The 14,040-nt window shown below is 62.5% G+C and carries 15 protein-coding genes; 11 read left to right on the plus strand and 4 right to left on the minus strand.

Features of this window, described 5'->3' with window-relative positions:
• The first annotated feature begins 123 nt into the window (after nucleotides 1-123).
• Together MTR66_RS14945 and MTR66_RS14950 are read left to right on the plus strand one after the other, a co-directional pair.
• Complete coding sequence (locus MTR66_RS14945; RefSeq protein WP_407673057.1) at nucleotides 124-519, plus strand: hypothetical protein; 396 nt, start codon at nucleotides 124-126, stop codon at nucleotides 517-519.
• A gap of 149 nt (nucleotides 520-668) precedes the next feature.
• Nucleotides 669-2,015 (plus strand): TldD/PmbA family protein, encoded by a 1,347-nt coding sequence (locus MTR66_RS14950; RefSeq protein ID WP_243922454.1) that lies wholly within the window; start codon nucleotides 669-671, stop codon nucleotides 2,013-2,015.
• Between the two features lie 3 nt (nucleotides 2,016-2,018).
• Here the strand turns inward: MTR66_RS14950 and MTR66_RS14955 are convergent, their stop codons facing one another.
• The gene (locus MTR66_RS14955) at nucleotides 2,019-2,486 is read right to left on the minus strand and encodes a monooxygenase family protein (RefSeq protein WP_243922456.1); all 468 of its coding nucleotides are present in this window, start codon (nucleotides 2,484-2,486) and stop codon (nucleotides 2,019-2,021) included.
• Between the two features lie 57 nt (nucleotides 2,487-2,543).
• Between MTR66_RS14955 and MTR66_RS14960 the strand changes: the two genes are divergently transcribed.
• From MTR66_RS14960 to MTR66_RS14975, 4 genes are all read left to right on the plus strand, one after another.
• Nucleotides 2,544-3,104 carry a TetR/AcrR family transcriptional regulator gene (locus tag MTR66_RS14960; protein ID WP_243922459.1) on the plus strand — a complete coding sequence of 187 codons (561 nt, stop codon included), beginning with the start codon at nucleotides 2,544-2,546 and terminating at the stop codon, nucleotides 3,102-3,104.
• 209 nt (nucleotides 3,105-3,313) lie between these two features.
• Nucleotides 3,314-5,041, plus strand: coding sequence for an ATP-binding cassette domain-containing protein (locus MTR66_RS14965; RefSeq protein ID WP_243922461.1), 1,728 nt, complete (start codon nucleotides 3,314-3,316; stop codon nucleotides 5,039-5,041).
• Between the two features lie 121 nt (nucleotides 5,042-5,162).
• Entirely contained in the window at nucleotides 5,163-7,004 is a 1,842-nt protein-coding gene (locus tag MTR66_RS14970) for a glycosyltransferase family 2 protein (RefSeq protein ID WP_243922463.1), read from the plus strand.
• Entirely contained in the window at nucleotides 7,001-7,168 is a 168-nt protein-coding gene (locus tag MTR66_RS14975; protein WP_243922465.1) for a hypothetical protein, read from the plus strand. The genes MTR66_RS14970 and MTR66_RS14975 overlap by 4 nt, the downstream gene beginning before the upstream one ends.
• Before the next feature lie 10 nt (nucleotides 7,169-7,178).
• On the opposite strand, the gene MTR66_RS14980 is transcribed toward MTR66_RS14975, so the two are convergent.
• Genes MTR66_RS14980 through MTR66_RS14990 form a run of 3 tightly spaced genes read right to left on the minus strand, consistent with a single transcriptional unit; the run spans nucleotide 7,179 to nucleotide 9,122 of the window.
• Nucleotides 7,179-7,595 (minus strand): ATP-binding protein, encoded by a 417-nt coding sequence (locus tag MTR66_RS14980; protein ID WP_243922467.1) that lies wholly within the window; start codon nucleotides 7,593-7,595, stop codon nucleotides 7,179-7,181.
• Nucleotides 7,582-7,905, minus strand: coding sequence for an STAS domain-containing protein (locus tag MTR66_RS14985; protein ID WP_243922469.1), 324 nt, complete (start codon nucleotides 7,903-7,905; stop codon nucleotides 7,582-7,584). The genes MTR66_RS14980 and MTR66_RS14985 overlap by 14 nt, the downstream gene beginning before the upstream one ends.
• Nucleotides 7,905-9,122, minus strand: coding sequence for a PP2C family protein-serine/threonine phosphatase (locus MTR66_RS14990; RefSeq protein ID WP_243922471.1), 1,218 nt, complete (start codon nucleotides 9,120-9,122; stop codon nucleotides 7,905-7,907). Before MTR66_RS14990 ends, MTR66_RS14985 begins: the two co-directional genes overlap by 1 nt.
• A 139-nt stretch (nucleotides 9,123-9,261) precedes the next feature.
• Here MTR66_RS14990 and bcsS point away from each other — a divergent pair, with 139 nt between their 5' ends.
• From bcsS to MTR66_RS15015, 5 genes are read left to right on the plus strand one after another with little or no spacing between them, the layout of a single operon-like run.
• Entirely contained in the window at nucleotides 9,262-9,966 is a 705-nt protein-coding gene (gene bcsS, locus MTR66_RS14995) for a cellulose biosynthesis protein BcsS (protein ID WP_243922473.1), read from the plus strand.
• A 14-nt stretch (nucleotides 9,967-9,980) separates the two neighbouring features.
• A complete protein-coding gene (locus MTR66_RS15000; protein ID WP_243922475.1) occupies nucleotides 9,981-10,841 on the plus strand; it encodes a glycoside hydrolase family 16 protein in 861 nt (286 codons plus the stop codon).
• Nucleotides 10,838-13,348, plus strand: a complete 2,511-nt coding sequence (locus MTR66_RS15005) for an ATP-binding protein (RefSeq protein ID WP_243922477.1) — start codon at nucleotides 10,838-10,840, stop codon at nucleotides 13,346-13,348. Before MTR66_RS15000 ends, MTR66_RS15005 begins: the two co-directional genes overlap by 4 nt.
• Complete coding sequence (locus MTR66_RS15010) at nucleotides 13,345-13,716, plus strand: response regulator (RefSeq protein ID WP_243922479.1); 372 nt, start codon at nucleotides 13,345-13,347, stop codon at nucleotides 13,714-13,716. Before MTR66_RS15005 ends, MTR66_RS15010 begins: the two co-directional genes overlap by 4 nt.
• A complete protein-coding gene (locus MTR66_RS15015) occupies nucleotides 13,709-13,999 on the plus strand; it encodes an Hpt domain-containing protein (protein WP_243922481.1) in 291 nt (96 codons plus the stop codon). Before MTR66_RS15010 ends, MTR66_RS15015 begins: the two co-directional genes overlap by 8 nt.
• Nucleotides 14,000-14,040 lie beyond the last annotated feature (41 nt).

Genomic DNA, 14,040 nt, shown 5'->3' on the forward strand with positions numbered 1-14,040 from the left:
GTGCATGAGTCGGCCCGGCGGCACGAACGAATCTTGTTCGCACTTGCAAAAAATTGAACTAATCTTGATTTAAGTGCATTTAGGTGTTCTAGTCAGGTTCATCGGTCGCGTTGGAGTCGCTTGATGAACAACAGCACGAATCACGGCGCAATGCCGCAGAATGCGATGCTTGACGGCGAGGATCGCCCGGTGCCCGATTGGCGCCGCAAGATGAGCGATCATATCGCTTATGCCCTGCTGGTCTATACGGCGCTGCAGATATTCGTGACGATCGGTGCGCTCAAGGCGAACGGCAGTTCGCTGCTGCCTTATCTGGCGCTGATTATCCTTGTGATCGCGATTATTCCGGCCTGCCGCCGTTTCGAATCGCGCTGGAACCGGCTGACGGACGAACAGGCCCACGATCCCGCGCTTGCGCCTTACTACAGGCGGGACCGGTTGATGCTGTGGGGGCTGGCCATTGGCCTGCCGTTCGCGCTGACAGGCCTGTTCAAGGTTCTCGCGCTTACCTTTACCTGATCGTCGAGAGCCCGTTTCAGGCTGATCCGGACCCGGCAAAACGTTTCCTCAGACAACTCTCATTTGCCCTTCGCCCGCGCGGGGACTAGGGCGGACCGTCATGCGCCCGGATGCGGGCGCGGGCGAATGATCAGGGAGTTGCCTTTCACATGCTCAGTCCGGACCAGGCCAGGGACCGCGCGCAGGATCTGGTGGAGCGTGCCCGCCGCGCCGGGGCAGACGCTGCCGATGCAGTTTACGGGGCCAATGCCTCCGAAGGCATTCAGATCCGCCTGGGCAAGCTGGAGGATGTGGAGCGGTCCGAAAGCGAGCATATCGCGCTGCGCGTCTTCCTGGGCCAGCGTTCCGCCAGCATCGGATCGTCCGACCTTTCGCCCCAGGCACTCGACGAACTGGCCGCCCGCGCCATCGACATGGCCCGCGCCGCCCCGGAAGACCGTTACGCCGGTCTCGCTCCGGAAGACATGCTGAGCCACGGCCCCTGGCAGGATCTGGACCTTGTCGACCCGTCCGAACCCAGCCCGCAGACCCTGCGCGCCATGGCCGAAGAGGCTGAGGATGCCGCCCGTGCCGTGGCCGGGATCACCAATTCGGATGGCGCTTCGGCCAGTGCGGGGTCGGGCGTGTTCGCGCTGGCGACCAGCCATGGCTTTGCCGGAGGATACGGTTCGACCAGCCACTCGGTCAGCGTCTCGGTCGTTGGCGGCGAAGGCGCGGCCAAGCAGCGGGATCATGCCTGGCGCTCCGCGCATCACGGCGCCGATCTGCCGTCGCCGGCAGAAACCGGCGCGCTGGCCGGGGAGCGCACCGTGGCGCGGCTCGGATCGGGCCGGATGAAGAGTGGCACGATGCCGGTGGTGTTCGATCCGCGCGTCGCGGGCAGCCTGATCGGCCATCTGATCGGCGCGATGTCGGGCAGTGCCATCGCGCGCCGGTCGAGTTTCCTGCTGGACAAGCTGGGCGAACAGATCTTCGCGCCCGGCACCGCCATTGTCGAAGATCCGCACACCCCGCGGGGCCTGCGTTCGCGCATGTTCGATGGCGAGGGGCTGGCAACGGTGAAGCGCGATCTTGTCGCGGACGGCAAAGTCACCGGCTGGCTGCTCGATAGTGCCTCGGCCCGCCAGCTGGACATGCAGCCCACGGGTCACGCGGCCCGCAACGGCGGCGGCGCGCCCAGCGTTTCGGTCGGCAATGTGCATCTCGCGGCGGGGCCGCTCTCGCCTGCCGAACTGATGGCGGATATCAAGGACGGCGTCTATGTGACCGAACTGATCGGCCATGGCGTGAACGGCGTGACGGGCGATTACAGCCGCGGCGCAACCGGCTTTCGCATCGTCAACGGCGAACTGGCCGGGCCGGTTTCGGAATTCACCGTGGCGGGAAACCTGCTTTCGATGTTCGCGCAGCTCACCCCGGCGAACGACCTCGAATGGTACCGTGCAATCAACGTGCCGACCGTGCGCGTCGACGGCATGGCGATCGCGGGCGACTGACCTCTATCCTGCCCCGGCATGGGCCCTGATGCGCTGCCGGGTGGAAAGCAGCGGGCCTTCCGGCTTGGCGGCCGGGGCGAACTGGCCCAGCCCCACACGCTGGGCTGGCAGGTTGATATAGATCGCCTCGGTCCCCTGCGGGCTATAGGCTTCGTGCCAGAAACCGGCGCCTTGCGGGTCCTTCAGAAAATCGCGCCACCATCCGCTGTGCGGCATGGAGCGCGTGAAGGCCTCCAGGCTGGGCAAGTCGCGCCAGTACTGGCGGAAGCCGATATGGTTCCAGCCGAACAGCATCCGGTCCTCTGCCAACAGTCCCTCGGGCGGGTGGTTGCGGATTTCGGCCAGCCCGCGCCCGAGGCGCAGCATGGCAGGCAGCGCGCGCAAGCGGCGCAGCTTGAAGCCCAGAATGACGACGACCAGTTCGGGATAGGCGGATAGATCGACCGTTTCGCGCAACGTCTCTGCTTGCATGGCGAATCTCCTTGCTTACAATGTAAACAGGTATCGGAAGTTTACGGTGTAAACAAGATGGAAGGCGAAGCCGCCCAGGGAAATTTGCGCACCCGCCTGATCGGGGCGGCCGAACGGCTGCTTGACGAGCAAGGTGAAGCGGCGGTGACGCTGCGCGCGCTGGCGCGGGAAACCGGCGTCTCGGCCATGGCGCCCTACCGTCACTTTGCAGACAAGGCGGCGCTGCTGGGCGCCGTGGCGGAAGCGGGGTTCGCGCAATTGGCTGCGGTGCTGGAGGAGGCCGACGCGCAAGAGGACCCCAGATCCGCGCTGGTCGCGCAGGGGCAGGCCTATTTCCGCTTCGCGCAAGACAGGCCTGCGCTGTTCCGGCTGATGTTTGGCGGCAAACCGGTTTGCGAAGCGCCCCCCCAAGCGCATGGCGATGCGTTTGCCGTCTTGTTCCGCCGGGTTTCCGGGATGGCCGCTGGCGATCCGCAAACGGCGGCGCTGGCGGCATGGAGCACGGTGCACGGGCTGGCGACGCTGGCACTCGATGGAAAGGGTCCTGCCGGGGACGAGCCGGTGCGTGCGGTGCTGATGCTGGTGGCAGAGGGGATCGTGGCCGGGGCTTCATTCTAATACTACTTTGGCAGAATGTTGCGGGACGGTTCAATCGGATTGCCACCGTAATGAGGCACGACGATGGTTGAGAGCGAGTCAGGTGGTCAAGGATGACGCTGGCAGGCTGAATTGCGGCGGAGGCCCGGGGATCCTTTTTTATGCCTGTCTCCTGTGCAATGAACTCACACCTTACGACACGCTTGAACTGAAAACTGGCAAGGATAAAAATGCACGTTAAGCAATTGCTCGCGCAAAAGCTGATTCCATGGCAAGCGGCGCGCCATCTGCTTGCAGCATTCCGATACTATTCCGGTCGTGGTGGTGCTATTGCGGCAGCCTTTGTCACGGCTGGAGCCCTATTCGAAGGGGCTGGCTTGCTGCTGCTGGTTCCGATCATTGGCGTGATAACTCATGCAGAAAAGCACGCACTCTTTGAGGAGTGGTTTCTGGCAATGGGTCTTAACGCGCCGTCTATCCGACTAGCCTTGCTGGTGAGCGCTTTCGCAGCCGTATTGCTGCTACGTTCGGTGATTCTCTTCGCTCGTGACATTCAGCTTGTCCGATTGCAAACCGGCTTTGTCGAGGCGCAGCGCAATCAAGTCATGCAGATGCTCGCTATGGCCCCTTGGGAAGAGGTCGCGCAACTTCGGCATGCTAGAGTTATGAACCTGATGGGCGCCGAAATGCAGCGCATGGGAAACAGCCTGCACTTCTTCATCCAGGGTTGCGTCGGGGTAGCGATGCTTATCGTTCAGATCGCCTTGGCATTCTTGCTAGCGCCTGCGTTGGCTGCCTCAGCGTTTGGAATACTACTACTTGGCGGTAGTGTCGTTGTCCTTGGCCAGGTGCGCGTGCATGGCATCGGAACGCAAGTCGTCACTGCAGGGCAAGACCTGATGAACAGTGCCAACAGCTTTCTCGGTGGCCTGAAGACGGCTGCCGCACAAGGTGCGCAAGCCTTTTTCATCACCGAATTCGCCAAAGCGCAGCGGAATGTGTTGGCAGGCCAACTACGCTTTGCGAAACGCCAGGCAAGCGGGCGACTGATCTTTGGGGTTGCTGCAGGCCTTGTCGGCGGCGCGATCGTCTTTATCGGATTTACATTTTTCCAGGCCCAGTCCGCTGTATTGATCGCATTGGTACTGATCTTCGCTCGAATGAGCGGGCCAGCTCTCCAGGTCCAACAGGCTGCACAGAATTTCTTCTTCGGCGTTGCCGGATTCGACGCGATCAAAGAGTTGTCGAATGATCTTACATGCGTCAAAGTCGGTGAGACCAAGACTGAAAAGCCTGTGCGTCCCGATGGCGCCATCACATTTCATCAAGTGACCTTCCGCCATGCGAGCGGTGGCGGGGTTGAGCTTGTCGACTTGGAGATACAACCCGGTGCCATGGTGGGAATATCGGGCCCTTCAGGAGCCGGGAAGACTACGCTGATTGATCTGCTCGTTGGTCTTATCACTCCACAGCACGGTGAGATTCGTATTGGTGGGACATTGCTCAACGCGGCGAGTTGGCAGCGCAGGATTGCCTATGTTCAGCAGGACGGATTCCTTTTCCACGATAGCGTACGAAGAAATCTTCTTTGGCATGCTCCTGATACCAGCACAGACGAGATCATGAACATGCTGGAAATGCTGGGCGCGCGTGCAATAGTCGAGCGTCTGCCACAAGGCTTAGACAGTATTATCGGTGAGCGTGGCGCACTTTTATCAGGCGGCGAGCGGCAACGGCTAGGGCTAGCGCGCGCGCTGATCAGCAAGCCAACTTTGTTAGTGCTCGACGAAGCGACTAACGCCATCGACCGTGCTGGCGAAGCTGCCATACTTGATTCTCTGGCAAAGCTTTCACCACGTCCGACGATTGTCATGGTCACGCATCGCGAGGAAGCGCTTACTTTCTGCAATCAGTGCATTTACCTTGAGGCAGGACACGTTCGTCAGCAACACATTTGACCGAGGCGCATCCTTGAGACCGGCCTCATTGCCTGACGGGACCAAACATCTAGTCAACGAGTCCTGAACCTAACTCCTACCCCTGTTTCCTAATCACTAAATTGCTGCAATATTCCAGTCCTTGCCCGCAAGCATCAGGCAAAACGTGACGCCGGATTTCTATTTCATCCCGTTCGAGAGCAGGAGGCCGCCCGCGCCCGTCCCGTGGTCGCGGACGGTTGAGCGTATCTGGCACGGGCTGGCGATTGCCAATCTTGTGGCAGGGGCTGTCTACATCTGGTGGCGTTGGGCCTATTCGCTCAATTTCGATGCGATCTGGTTTGCGGTGCCGCTCGTTGTGGCGGAGACCTGTGCCTATTTCGGGCTGATCCTGTTCACGGCGAACCTTTGGAAAACGCGCGACTATCCGCAGCGTTTGCCGCCTGCCTCGATCGCGGAGTGCGTGCGGGAAGGTGAAGCCGGGGAGCGGCCGGTCAGTGTCGACTTGTTCATCACTACCTATAACGAGGACGAGGAGCTGGTCCGCCTCTCGATCCGGGATGCCAGGAAGGTCTCCTATCCGCATCCCATCGATTTTCGCATTCATGTGCTTGATGACGGACGGCGGGAGGTCATGCGGCAGGTGTGTGAAGAGGAAGGCGTTGGCTATATTACCCGCGCCAGTAATATCGGTTTCAAGGCGGGCAATCTTCGCAATGCCATGGAGCAGACGAGCGGCGATTTCATCGTCATCTGCGATGCCGACACCCGGCCTTTCCCGACAATCCTGGACCACACGCTGGGGTATTTCCGCGATCCCGACGTGGCCGTGGTGCAGACGCCGCAATGGTTTTACGACATTCCTGAAGGCACGCGCCTGAAGGATGTCTGGGGACGCCGGGCCGGGGCGCCCGGCCGGTGGCTGGGCGCGGGAATCGAGGCGGTGTTCGGGGAGATCCGCCTGGGTGAGGATCCGTTCGTCAACGATCCGGCGATGTTCTACGATGTGATCCAGCGCCGCCGCAATCCATGGAATGCAGCGTTCTGCTGCGGGGCGGGTTCTATCCACCGGCGGGAGGCGGTGATGTTCGTGGCGCTGCGGGCCTATGCCGAGGCGATCGCCAAAAGCGGCGAGGAAGGCCGCGGGCGCATCCAGAAGCTGCTGGGCCTGCGGCATCAGGAAGACGATCCGCTTGCCCGCTGGCAGGCTGCGCAGGAAGAGGAACTGACCCCTTACAAGTTCCACGTTTCGGAAGATATCTACTCGACGATCGTCCTGCACCAGGACAGCGAGCGCAAGTGGAGGACGGTGCTCCATCCGGAAGTGGAATCGAAGATGCTGTCCCCGCAGGATCTGCTGTCCTGGACGGTGCAGCGCTTCAAGTATGCGGGCGGCAGCCTTGACATCTTCTTTCACGATAATCCGGTGACCCGGCCCGGGATGACGCTGGCGCAGCGGATCATGTACCTGACGACGTTCTGGTCTTATCTTGGAGCGGTGTGGAACCTCGTGTTCCTGCTTTCCCCGGTGATCTACATGTTCACCGCGATTGCGCCGGTCGGCACGTACACCGGCGACTTTTTCGCCCATGCACTGCCGTTCCTGGTGCTCAACGAACTGGCCTTCATGATGGGGACCTGGGGCGTTTCCGGCTACAAGGGGAAAGTGTCCTACCTTGCCAGCTTTCCCATCTCGCTGCGTGCGCTCTGGGCCGTGATACGCCGGAAGAAGATCGCCTTTCCGGTGACACCCAAGCAGCGGCAGGAAGGCAATTATCTGGGGCTGGTCTGGCCGCAGATCGCGATTATCGCGCTGACCGTGACCAGCTTCGCATGGTGCGCTTTCCGCCTGTTCACCGTGGGCGGCGGCTATACGCTGGGCGGGCTGATCGCCAACGGCCTGTGGGGCCTCAACAACATCATGGCCATGTCGATCATGGTCCGCGCGGCCTTCTGGAAGCCCGGGAGGGAGCAGGAACGATGAGTTTTCGCGAGAACCTGCGCCGCGGGCGCAGCCACCTGATCATTGCCCTGATCATGATCGTAGCCGGTGTGATCATCGTCAATATCGAGGACCGCACCTTGCAGGAGGAAGCAGGCAAGCCGGTCCCGGATCACGCGTTTTCCGCTGTGAATCCGCAGGACTGATACCGGCGGATCAATCCAGCCGCTTGATCATGATCAGCCGGTTGATGCCATCTTCACGGATATAGTCCACCGTATCGAGGCAGGAGCGGATAATGCCGATACCGCGCCCTCTTGGCGCGTCGCGGGAGGCCGTGGCAGGGGCCAGGAACTGGCCTTCGGGGACGGGCTTTCCGCTATCGCGCAGTTCCATGCGCAGTCTGCCCTCGCCGATCTGCACCGATAGCGTCATCTCGCCTTCCGCCAGCCCTGCATGGCCATGTTCGGCGACGTTGTTCGCAGCCTCGACCAGAGCCAGTTCGCAGTCGAATGCGGTCATCTCGCTAACGCCCGATGCCCGGCAGACCTTGCGCAGATGTTCCGCCAGGCGCCTGACTTCGATCAGGCGCGCGGGAACGGAAATCTCCGCCGGAAGGTCAGGCAAGGGCATCATGCGCGGCCGCGGTGCTGTCGCACTGGAGGAACAGCGTATCCAGGCGCGTGATCTGCAACAGCCGCTGGACCGCCGGAGACGCGCCGACAATCGCGATGCGGCCATTCGTGCCCATCTGCTTCAGCATCGATACGAGAACGCCAAGGCCGGTCGAATCGATAAAGTCGACATGGGTAAGGTCGAGCACGACGCGCTCGGGCCGGTGATCGAAGCGGTCTTGCAGTTCCTGCCGGAACGCAGGGGCCGCTGCCGCATCCAGACGCGGATGATCGACGGCTATTTCCAGGATACCGGTATTTTCTGACATCAGCTTTGATTCTCCAGGCAGGCATGCTCGATCGCCAGCATCGATATATCGTCTTCATAGGCTTGCGAGGGCAAATGCGCTTGCAGGTTCTCCGTCAGGGCCTTTGCGAACTGGCGGAGCGGCTGCCCGGCGCTGGCCGCCAGGGTCTGTTCCAGCCGCTCGTCTCCGAACTGGTCTCCCGATGCGTTCATCGTTTCGGTGATCCCGTCGGAATATAGCACGAGGCGGGCGCCGGGCGGGAACGGGAACCGCACGGGGGTATAGGCGGCATCGTCGAACCATCCCACCGGCATCGCCCGCCCGCCCGAAATCTGGGTTACGGCGGCGCCGTCCATGAGCAGGGGTGGAGGATGGCCGGCGCAGACGATCCAGCCCTCTTCCTTTTCCGGAAAGATCAGGCCGCAGGCAATGGTGGCATAGCTGTCGTCCGCACGGTCGCAGATCTCGCGATTGATCGTGGCCATTGCACGCCCCAGGTCCGGTGCGCTCTTTGGCCGCAGCTGCTTGATGCGGTGATGGAGGTGGAAGGAATCCAGCGCGGCAGGCACGCCATGCCCGCGCACATCGATCAGGAAGAACAGCAGCCCTTCTCCGCGCAGCGGCGCGGCACCGATCGAATCGCCTCCCAGCATCGCGGCGGGACGATAGAGGTGGGCAAGCCTGAGGACGCCCGAACGATCGAAGTCCGGCAGCAGGCGCTCGTGCAAGGCCGTTGCAGCCTTGAGATCGGCACGCACCCGCTCCAGCGCCTCGGTCGCGCGGCGGTGTTCCATCGCCAGCTGCGCATTGCGGCGTTTCAGGCGGTGATGCAGCAGGCGGTTGCGCGCGGCGCTGGCAACGACCAGTTCCAGTTCCACGCTCTGGACCGGCTTGAAGAGGAAATCGTCCACGCCGGCGCCCATCGCGGCGCGCATCACCTTTTCCTCGCCGCGCGCCGTCATCATCGCAATGTGAAGGTGGCTGTCGGAACTTGTCAGCCGCCGTGCTTCGGCAACAAGTTCCATGCCGTCCATGCCCGGCATTTGCCAATCGGAAACCAGCAGGTGCACTTCGCCCTGCTTCAGGATGCCGAGAGCTTCGGCCCCGGATTCGACCACGGTGGCACGGCATCCCAACGCCTCTATCTGAAGGCCGAGAAATTCCCCCATCAGGAAATCGTCGTCGACGATCAGGACCTTGAGGTTCGTGCGCGCTTTGAGAATAGCATTGGAGAACATGAGTACTCGGCGCGCCGGAGAAACTGACTAACTTATTCCTGCAAGTGGTTAACTTTTGCTAAACACCTTCGAATATATGTGCATCCCTGATGAAATGGGCCCCGCAACCATGGCCCGTATTTCCCGGGAGGCCTGCCTTATGACGCCCCAGAACCTGCGCTTCGCAGCCGGTTTATGCGTTGCTCTGCTGCCGCTGACGTCCCTGCCCGCTGCTGCTCAGGATACGGGCGTGGTCTATGCAGGCGGTTCCGCCGGAGACGGGGTGAACGGCTATGCGGGTGGTGTGATAGCCCTGCCCGGGGGGCAGCTTGGCAAAGGGCTGGCGGTCCGTGCGGGGACCAGCGGGGGCCAGTATCACTACGAAAGCAACGGACAGCGCATCTCGGCGGACTATATCGGCGGCGAGGTCGCGATGGTCTATCAGATGTCGGGCAATTGGGGCTGGGTGAACCTGTCCGCCGGCCCCCGCGTCACCGATACCCGGCTCAAGCCCGTAGACCCCGGCAACCGCACCCGGGGCACGCGGTTCGATCTGGCACTGCAGACGGACGGCGCCGTTGGCAATGCCTGGCGGGCGACATGGTTCGCATCGCTCGGCGTGCATGACCGGGCCTATATCACGCAAGTCCGGTTCAACCGGCTCGTCGATGGCGAATCGGACACCCGTCTGGGCATCGAAGGCGGCGTGCAGGGCGATCGCAGCTATACCCGGCCAAGCGCGGGCCTGTTCGCTTCCACCCGGCTTGGCGGCAAATGGCAGGGGCTGATTTCCGGCGGCCTGTCGAAACAGAAGGACCGCTCCGCCAAGCCTTATGTCGCGCTTGGCGTGAGCCGCGTATTCTGAAAGGCGTATGCCGGATGTTGGCCCGAATGGCGCCGGTGCTGGTTTTCCTGTTCTTCGCGGCGTGCCTTTCGCCGGTGAAAGCCATGGCGGCATCTGATCCTGCGCCGCTGCCTGTCCCCGGAGACGCACTGGTCCGCCCCGATGGCTATCAGGTCGTGTGGAACGACGATTTCAAAAGCGGCAGTGTTCCGGATCCAAACCGCTGGCACCATGAAACCTCGCGCAACCGGCAAGGGTGGTACAACGGCGAGCTGCAATACTATGCCAGCGAGCATCGGGATAACGCCAGGATCGAGAACGGGCGGCTGGTCATAGAGGCCCGGCCCGAAGACCTGTCCAGCATGGGGCTGGACGACTGGTCCGGCCAGCGCTTCAGTTCCGCACGCCTCACCACGCGTGGCCACGCCTCATGGCGGCATGGCTTTTTCCAGATCCGCGCCAGATTGCCCTGCATTACCGGCAGCTGGCCCGCAATCTGGCTGCTGCCGGAACATCAGGACATGGTCTGGCAAGGGGGCGAAATCGATATCGCCGAAGCTGTCGGTTACGAGCCCGGCACGGTCTATCACGCCATCCAGACCGCCAAGCGCAATTTCATCAACGGCAATCACGAGCAGGGGGAAAGCCGCTTCAACTATTGCGGCGGCTTTCACGACTACCAGTTGCTGTGGACGGAAGACCGCATCGTCATCGGCGTGGACGGCAAGGTGCGCTTTGCCGCCCGGCCCAGGGGTTTCGACCGCAAGATGATCCTGATCCTGAACGTCGCCGTAGGCGGCGCTTGGGCAGGCGCCAGGGGGATCGACACCGAAGCCTTTCCGGCCCGCATGGAGGTTTCCAGCGTCACGGTCTGGCAGAAGGCGGACAGGCGATGATACGCAGCGCGGTCAGCGGGAAGGCCCAGCAGGCCGAACAGTGGCGCCAGCGTTTCGCCAAGATCGTGGCGTTCGTGGCGCCGCTGATGATCGGCGCCGTGGTCATCCTGCTGACGCAGCAAGTCCGCACGACGGATCATCTGGGCCAGGAAAAGGAAGCTGCACAGGAACAGCGCGCGCAGTTGTTCCTGTTGATGTCCGCTCATCAGGATGTCGAAACCGGGGGCCGTGGTTACGTCATCACCGGGGATGCCAGCTTCCTCGAACCCTATGACGAAGGGCGCCGCCAATTGATGGCAATCTGGCCGTCCCTCTCCGAATATGCCTCTGTCCGGCCCCGGGAACAGGCCCTCGTGCGCGAACTGCGCATGCTTTCCAACCGCAAGCTTGCCTATACCCGGGGAACCATCGGGCGCCGCCGCAGCGGTGATATGCAGGGAGCAGAAGCCCGGGTCCGGTCCGGACGGGGCAAGGCGCTCATGGACCAGATCCGCGACCGTATCGGGCAGCTGGTCCAGTTGCAGCAGGCCACGATCGCCGAGCGCACTGCGAATGCGGAAGCGGCGGTCACCAATCTCAGGATTCTGACATTCGCGCTTCTGGCCGCGCTTGCCGCATTGCTGGCGGCGGCCTGGCTTGCCCTGCAAAACTCGATGCGCGCGCGCGATCGCGTACTGGCGGAGCAGGAAGATCTGGCCTTGCGCCAGAAGGCAATCCTTGAAAGCGCGATGGACGGGATCGTCACGATAGAGCCCGGCGGGGCAATCGAAGCGGTCAACGCGGCGACGCTGCGGATGTTCGGCTATGACCCGGGCGAACTGGACAGCCGCGATTTCGGCATCCTGCTTGCGGACCAGCCCCCGATTGGGCAGATCGCTGAAGAGCTGAGCGAACTCGGCCTGGAAGACGATCCCGAAGGGGTAACGCTGGAAATCGCCGCCCGCCGCAGCGGCGGCAGCGAATTTCCCATGGAAATGGCAATATCGGTGGCCGTTCTCAACGAAGGCTTGCGCTATGTCGCCGTCATCCGGGACATCACCGAGCGCAAGCGCGTGGAGCAATTGAAATCCGATTTCGTATCCACCGTCACACATGAACTGCGAACGCCGCTCACTTCGATCGCGGGGGCGCTTGGCCTTCTCGAAGGTGGCGGCGGCGGCCCCTTGAACGAACGCGCCAGCCGCCTGATCACGATTGCCCATAGCAATGCCGACCGCCTCGTCCGGCTGATCAACGATATCCTCGACATCGAAAAGATCGAATCCGGAAACATGCCGTTCAACCTCCGCGAACTGGACCTGACGGCCGCCGTCCGCGCATCGGTAGAGGAAAACCGCAGCTATGCGGCCAAGTTCGGCGCCCACATCTCGTTGTCCGCACCGATGACGCCCATGGTCGTTTCCGCCGACCGCGACCGGCTTGCCCAGGTCTTCACCAACCTGCTCTCCAATGCCGCCAAGTACTCGCCGCCGGATGGCACCGTGCAGGTCACGATCGGCCCCCATGGCGGGTTCCACAGAGTCACGATCGCAGACGAAGGCCCCGGTATCCCGGAGGACTTTCAGGACCAGATTTTCAGCAAGTTCGCGCAGGCCGATTCCAGCTCCAGCCGCGCGAAAGGCGGCACGGGGCTGGGGCTCAGCATTGTCCGCGAAATCGTGACCCGGCTGGGCGGCGAAGTCAGCTTCGATACCAAGCCGGGACAGGGCACCCGCTTCCACATAGACCTGCCCGCTGTGGAACCGCGCCGCCCGCCCCGGAACAAAGCCCGCAAAGACCCGCCGCTGCTCGTATGCGGCGGGGATGCTGCCCAGCCTCTTGCAGCGGCCCTGCGTGAGGCCGGGCATGCGGTGACTGTCGCAGAAGCGAGGGCCCCGGCCCATGACGCCATGGCGGCTGCAAGATACGCAGGTATCGTTGTCGACCTCGGGCTTCCGGACAGCGCCGGCATCATCCGGATGGTCCGGGAAGACAAGAACAACGCGGATACGCCAATCCTGGCGTTCGGCAGCGAACCGGGTGCCGCCGGGCCGGGCGGCGCGGTTCTCATCCTCGACTGGCTGGAGATGCCTGTGGATGTTTCCCGTCTCGCAAACTGCGTGCAAGCCGCCGGTCTCGCGACGGGCCACGGCAAGCCGCGCATCCTCCATGTCGAAGCCGATCCCGGCGTACAGAAGATGGCCGCTGAGGCTCTGGACGAATACGCGGACATCGCCGCTGCCGGTTCCACCGAAACGGCACGAGCCCTGTTCGATAGTGAGGATTTCGATTGCGTCATCCTCTCTCTCTCACTGGAAAGCAGCGACGGCGCGGAATTGCTGCCCCACCTTCAGCGAAGCGGGGATTTGCCGGTTCCGGTGATCATCCTGTCTCCCGAAGGCCCCGATTCCGAAAGCGCGGGCCTTGCCAACACCTGTCTGGCGAGGGTGCACACGTCCCTGGAGGAACTCGCCGTCATTGCCGGAATGCTTACCGAGGTTCGCCGCAAAAGGATGCCTGCCCTATGACGATCTCGATCCTCTATATCGACGACGAACCCGACTTGCGCGAAATCGCCAGCATGGCGCTCGAACTCGATCCGGATATCATGGTACGGACATGCGCAAGCGGGCCGGAAGCGCTCGATCTGCTGTCCACGATGACGCCCGATCTGATCCTGCTCGACATGATGATGCCGGTCATGGACGGCCCCATGACGTTCGCCGCGATCCGGGAGCGCTTCGGAAAGAGCATCCCGGTTGTCTTCATCACAGCCCGCACCAGCCCCGCCGACGTGGAAAAACTGGTCGCATCGGGCGCACACGGTGTGATCCCCAAGCCTTTCGACCCCATGAAACTGACGGCGCAAGTCCGCTCATTTGTCAGCCATGCCTGAAAACCAGTCCCGCCTCAACGCTATCCGGGTGCGGTTCCTGGATCGCCTGTCCGGACAGCGCAGCACGCTCGAACGATTGGCGGGCATCGAAGGCGCCAACGATGAAATCCTGGACATCGCCCACAAGATTGCCGGAATAGCAGGCTCGCTGGGCTTTCCGGCCCTGTCTGCGGCCGCTTCGGAAGTGGAAATGCTGCTGGTGAATGAACGGCCGCAAACGCTGCGCGGGGCACAGCAGCTCGAACAGCTGATGCATCAGATCGATGCCGCGCGGGAGAACTAGGTCGGATCGCCATTCAGCGTAGCCAGAGCATGGTTGCGGCC

Origin of the sequence: Novosphingobium beihaiense, from assembly GCF_022832375.1 — a bacterium.
In the GTDB taxonomy this organism is placed as follows: Bacteria; Pseudomonadota; Alphaproteobacteria; order Sphingomonadales; family Sphingomonadaceae; genus Novosphingobium; species Novosphingobium beihaiensis.

Coding starts and splice junctions, on each gene's coding strand:
- MTR66_RS14985 (WP_243922469.1), bottom strand. CDS start 7,905: ATGTCAGAAAATACCGGTATCCTGGAAATAGCCGTCGATCATCCGCGT.
- MTR66_RS15010 (WP_243922479.1), top strand. CDS start 13,345: ATGACGATCTCGATCCTCTATATCGACGACGAACCCGACTTGCGCGAA.
- MTR66_RS15005 (WP_243922477.1), top strand. CDS start 10,838: ATGATACGCAGCGCGGTCAGCGGGAAGGCCCAGCAGGCCGAACAGTGG.
- MTR66_RS14980 (WP_243922467.1), bottom strand. CDS start 7,595: ATGCCCTTGCCTGACCTTCCGGCGGAGATTTCCGTTCCCGCGCGCCTG.
- MTR66_RS14965 (WP_243922461.1), top strand. CDS start 3,314: ATGCACGTTAAGCAATTGCTCGCGCAAAAGCTGATTCCATGGCAAGCG.
- MTR66_RS14960 (WP_243922459.1), top strand. CDS start 2,544: ATGGAAGGCGAAGCCGCCCAGGGAAATTTGCGCACCCGCCTGATCGGG.
- MTR66_RS14990 (WP_243922471.1), bottom strand. CDS start 9,122: ATGTTCTCCAATGCTATTCTCAAAGCGCGCACGAACCTCAAGGTCCTG.
- MTR66_RS15015 (WP_243922481.1), top strand. CDS start 13,709: ATGCCTGAAAACCAGTCCCGCCTCAACGCTATCCGGGTGCGGTTCCTG.
- MTR66_RS14945 (WP_407673057.1), top strand. CDS start 124: ATGAACAACAGCACGAATCACGGCGCAATGCCGCAGAATGCGATGCTT.
- bcsS (WP_243922473.1), top strand. CDS start 9,262: ATGACGCCCCAGAACCTGCGCTTCGCAGCCGGTTTATGCGTTGCTCTG.
- MTR66_RS14950 (WP_243922454.1), top strand. CDS start 669: ATGCTCAGTCCGGACCAGGCCAGGGACCGCGCGCAGGATCTGGTGGAG.
- MTR66_RS14975 (WP_243922465.1), top strand. CDS start 7,001: ATGAGTTTTCGCGAGAACCTGCGCCGCGGGCGCAGCCACCTGATCATT.
- MTR66_RS14955 (WP_243922456.1), bottom strand. CDS start 2,486: ATGCAAGCAGAGACGTTGCGCGAAACGGTCGATCTATCCGCCTATCCC.
- MTR66_RS15000 (WP_243922475.1), top strand. CDS start 9,981: ATGTTGGCCCGAATGGCGCCGGTGCTGGTTTTCCTGTTCTTCGCGGCG.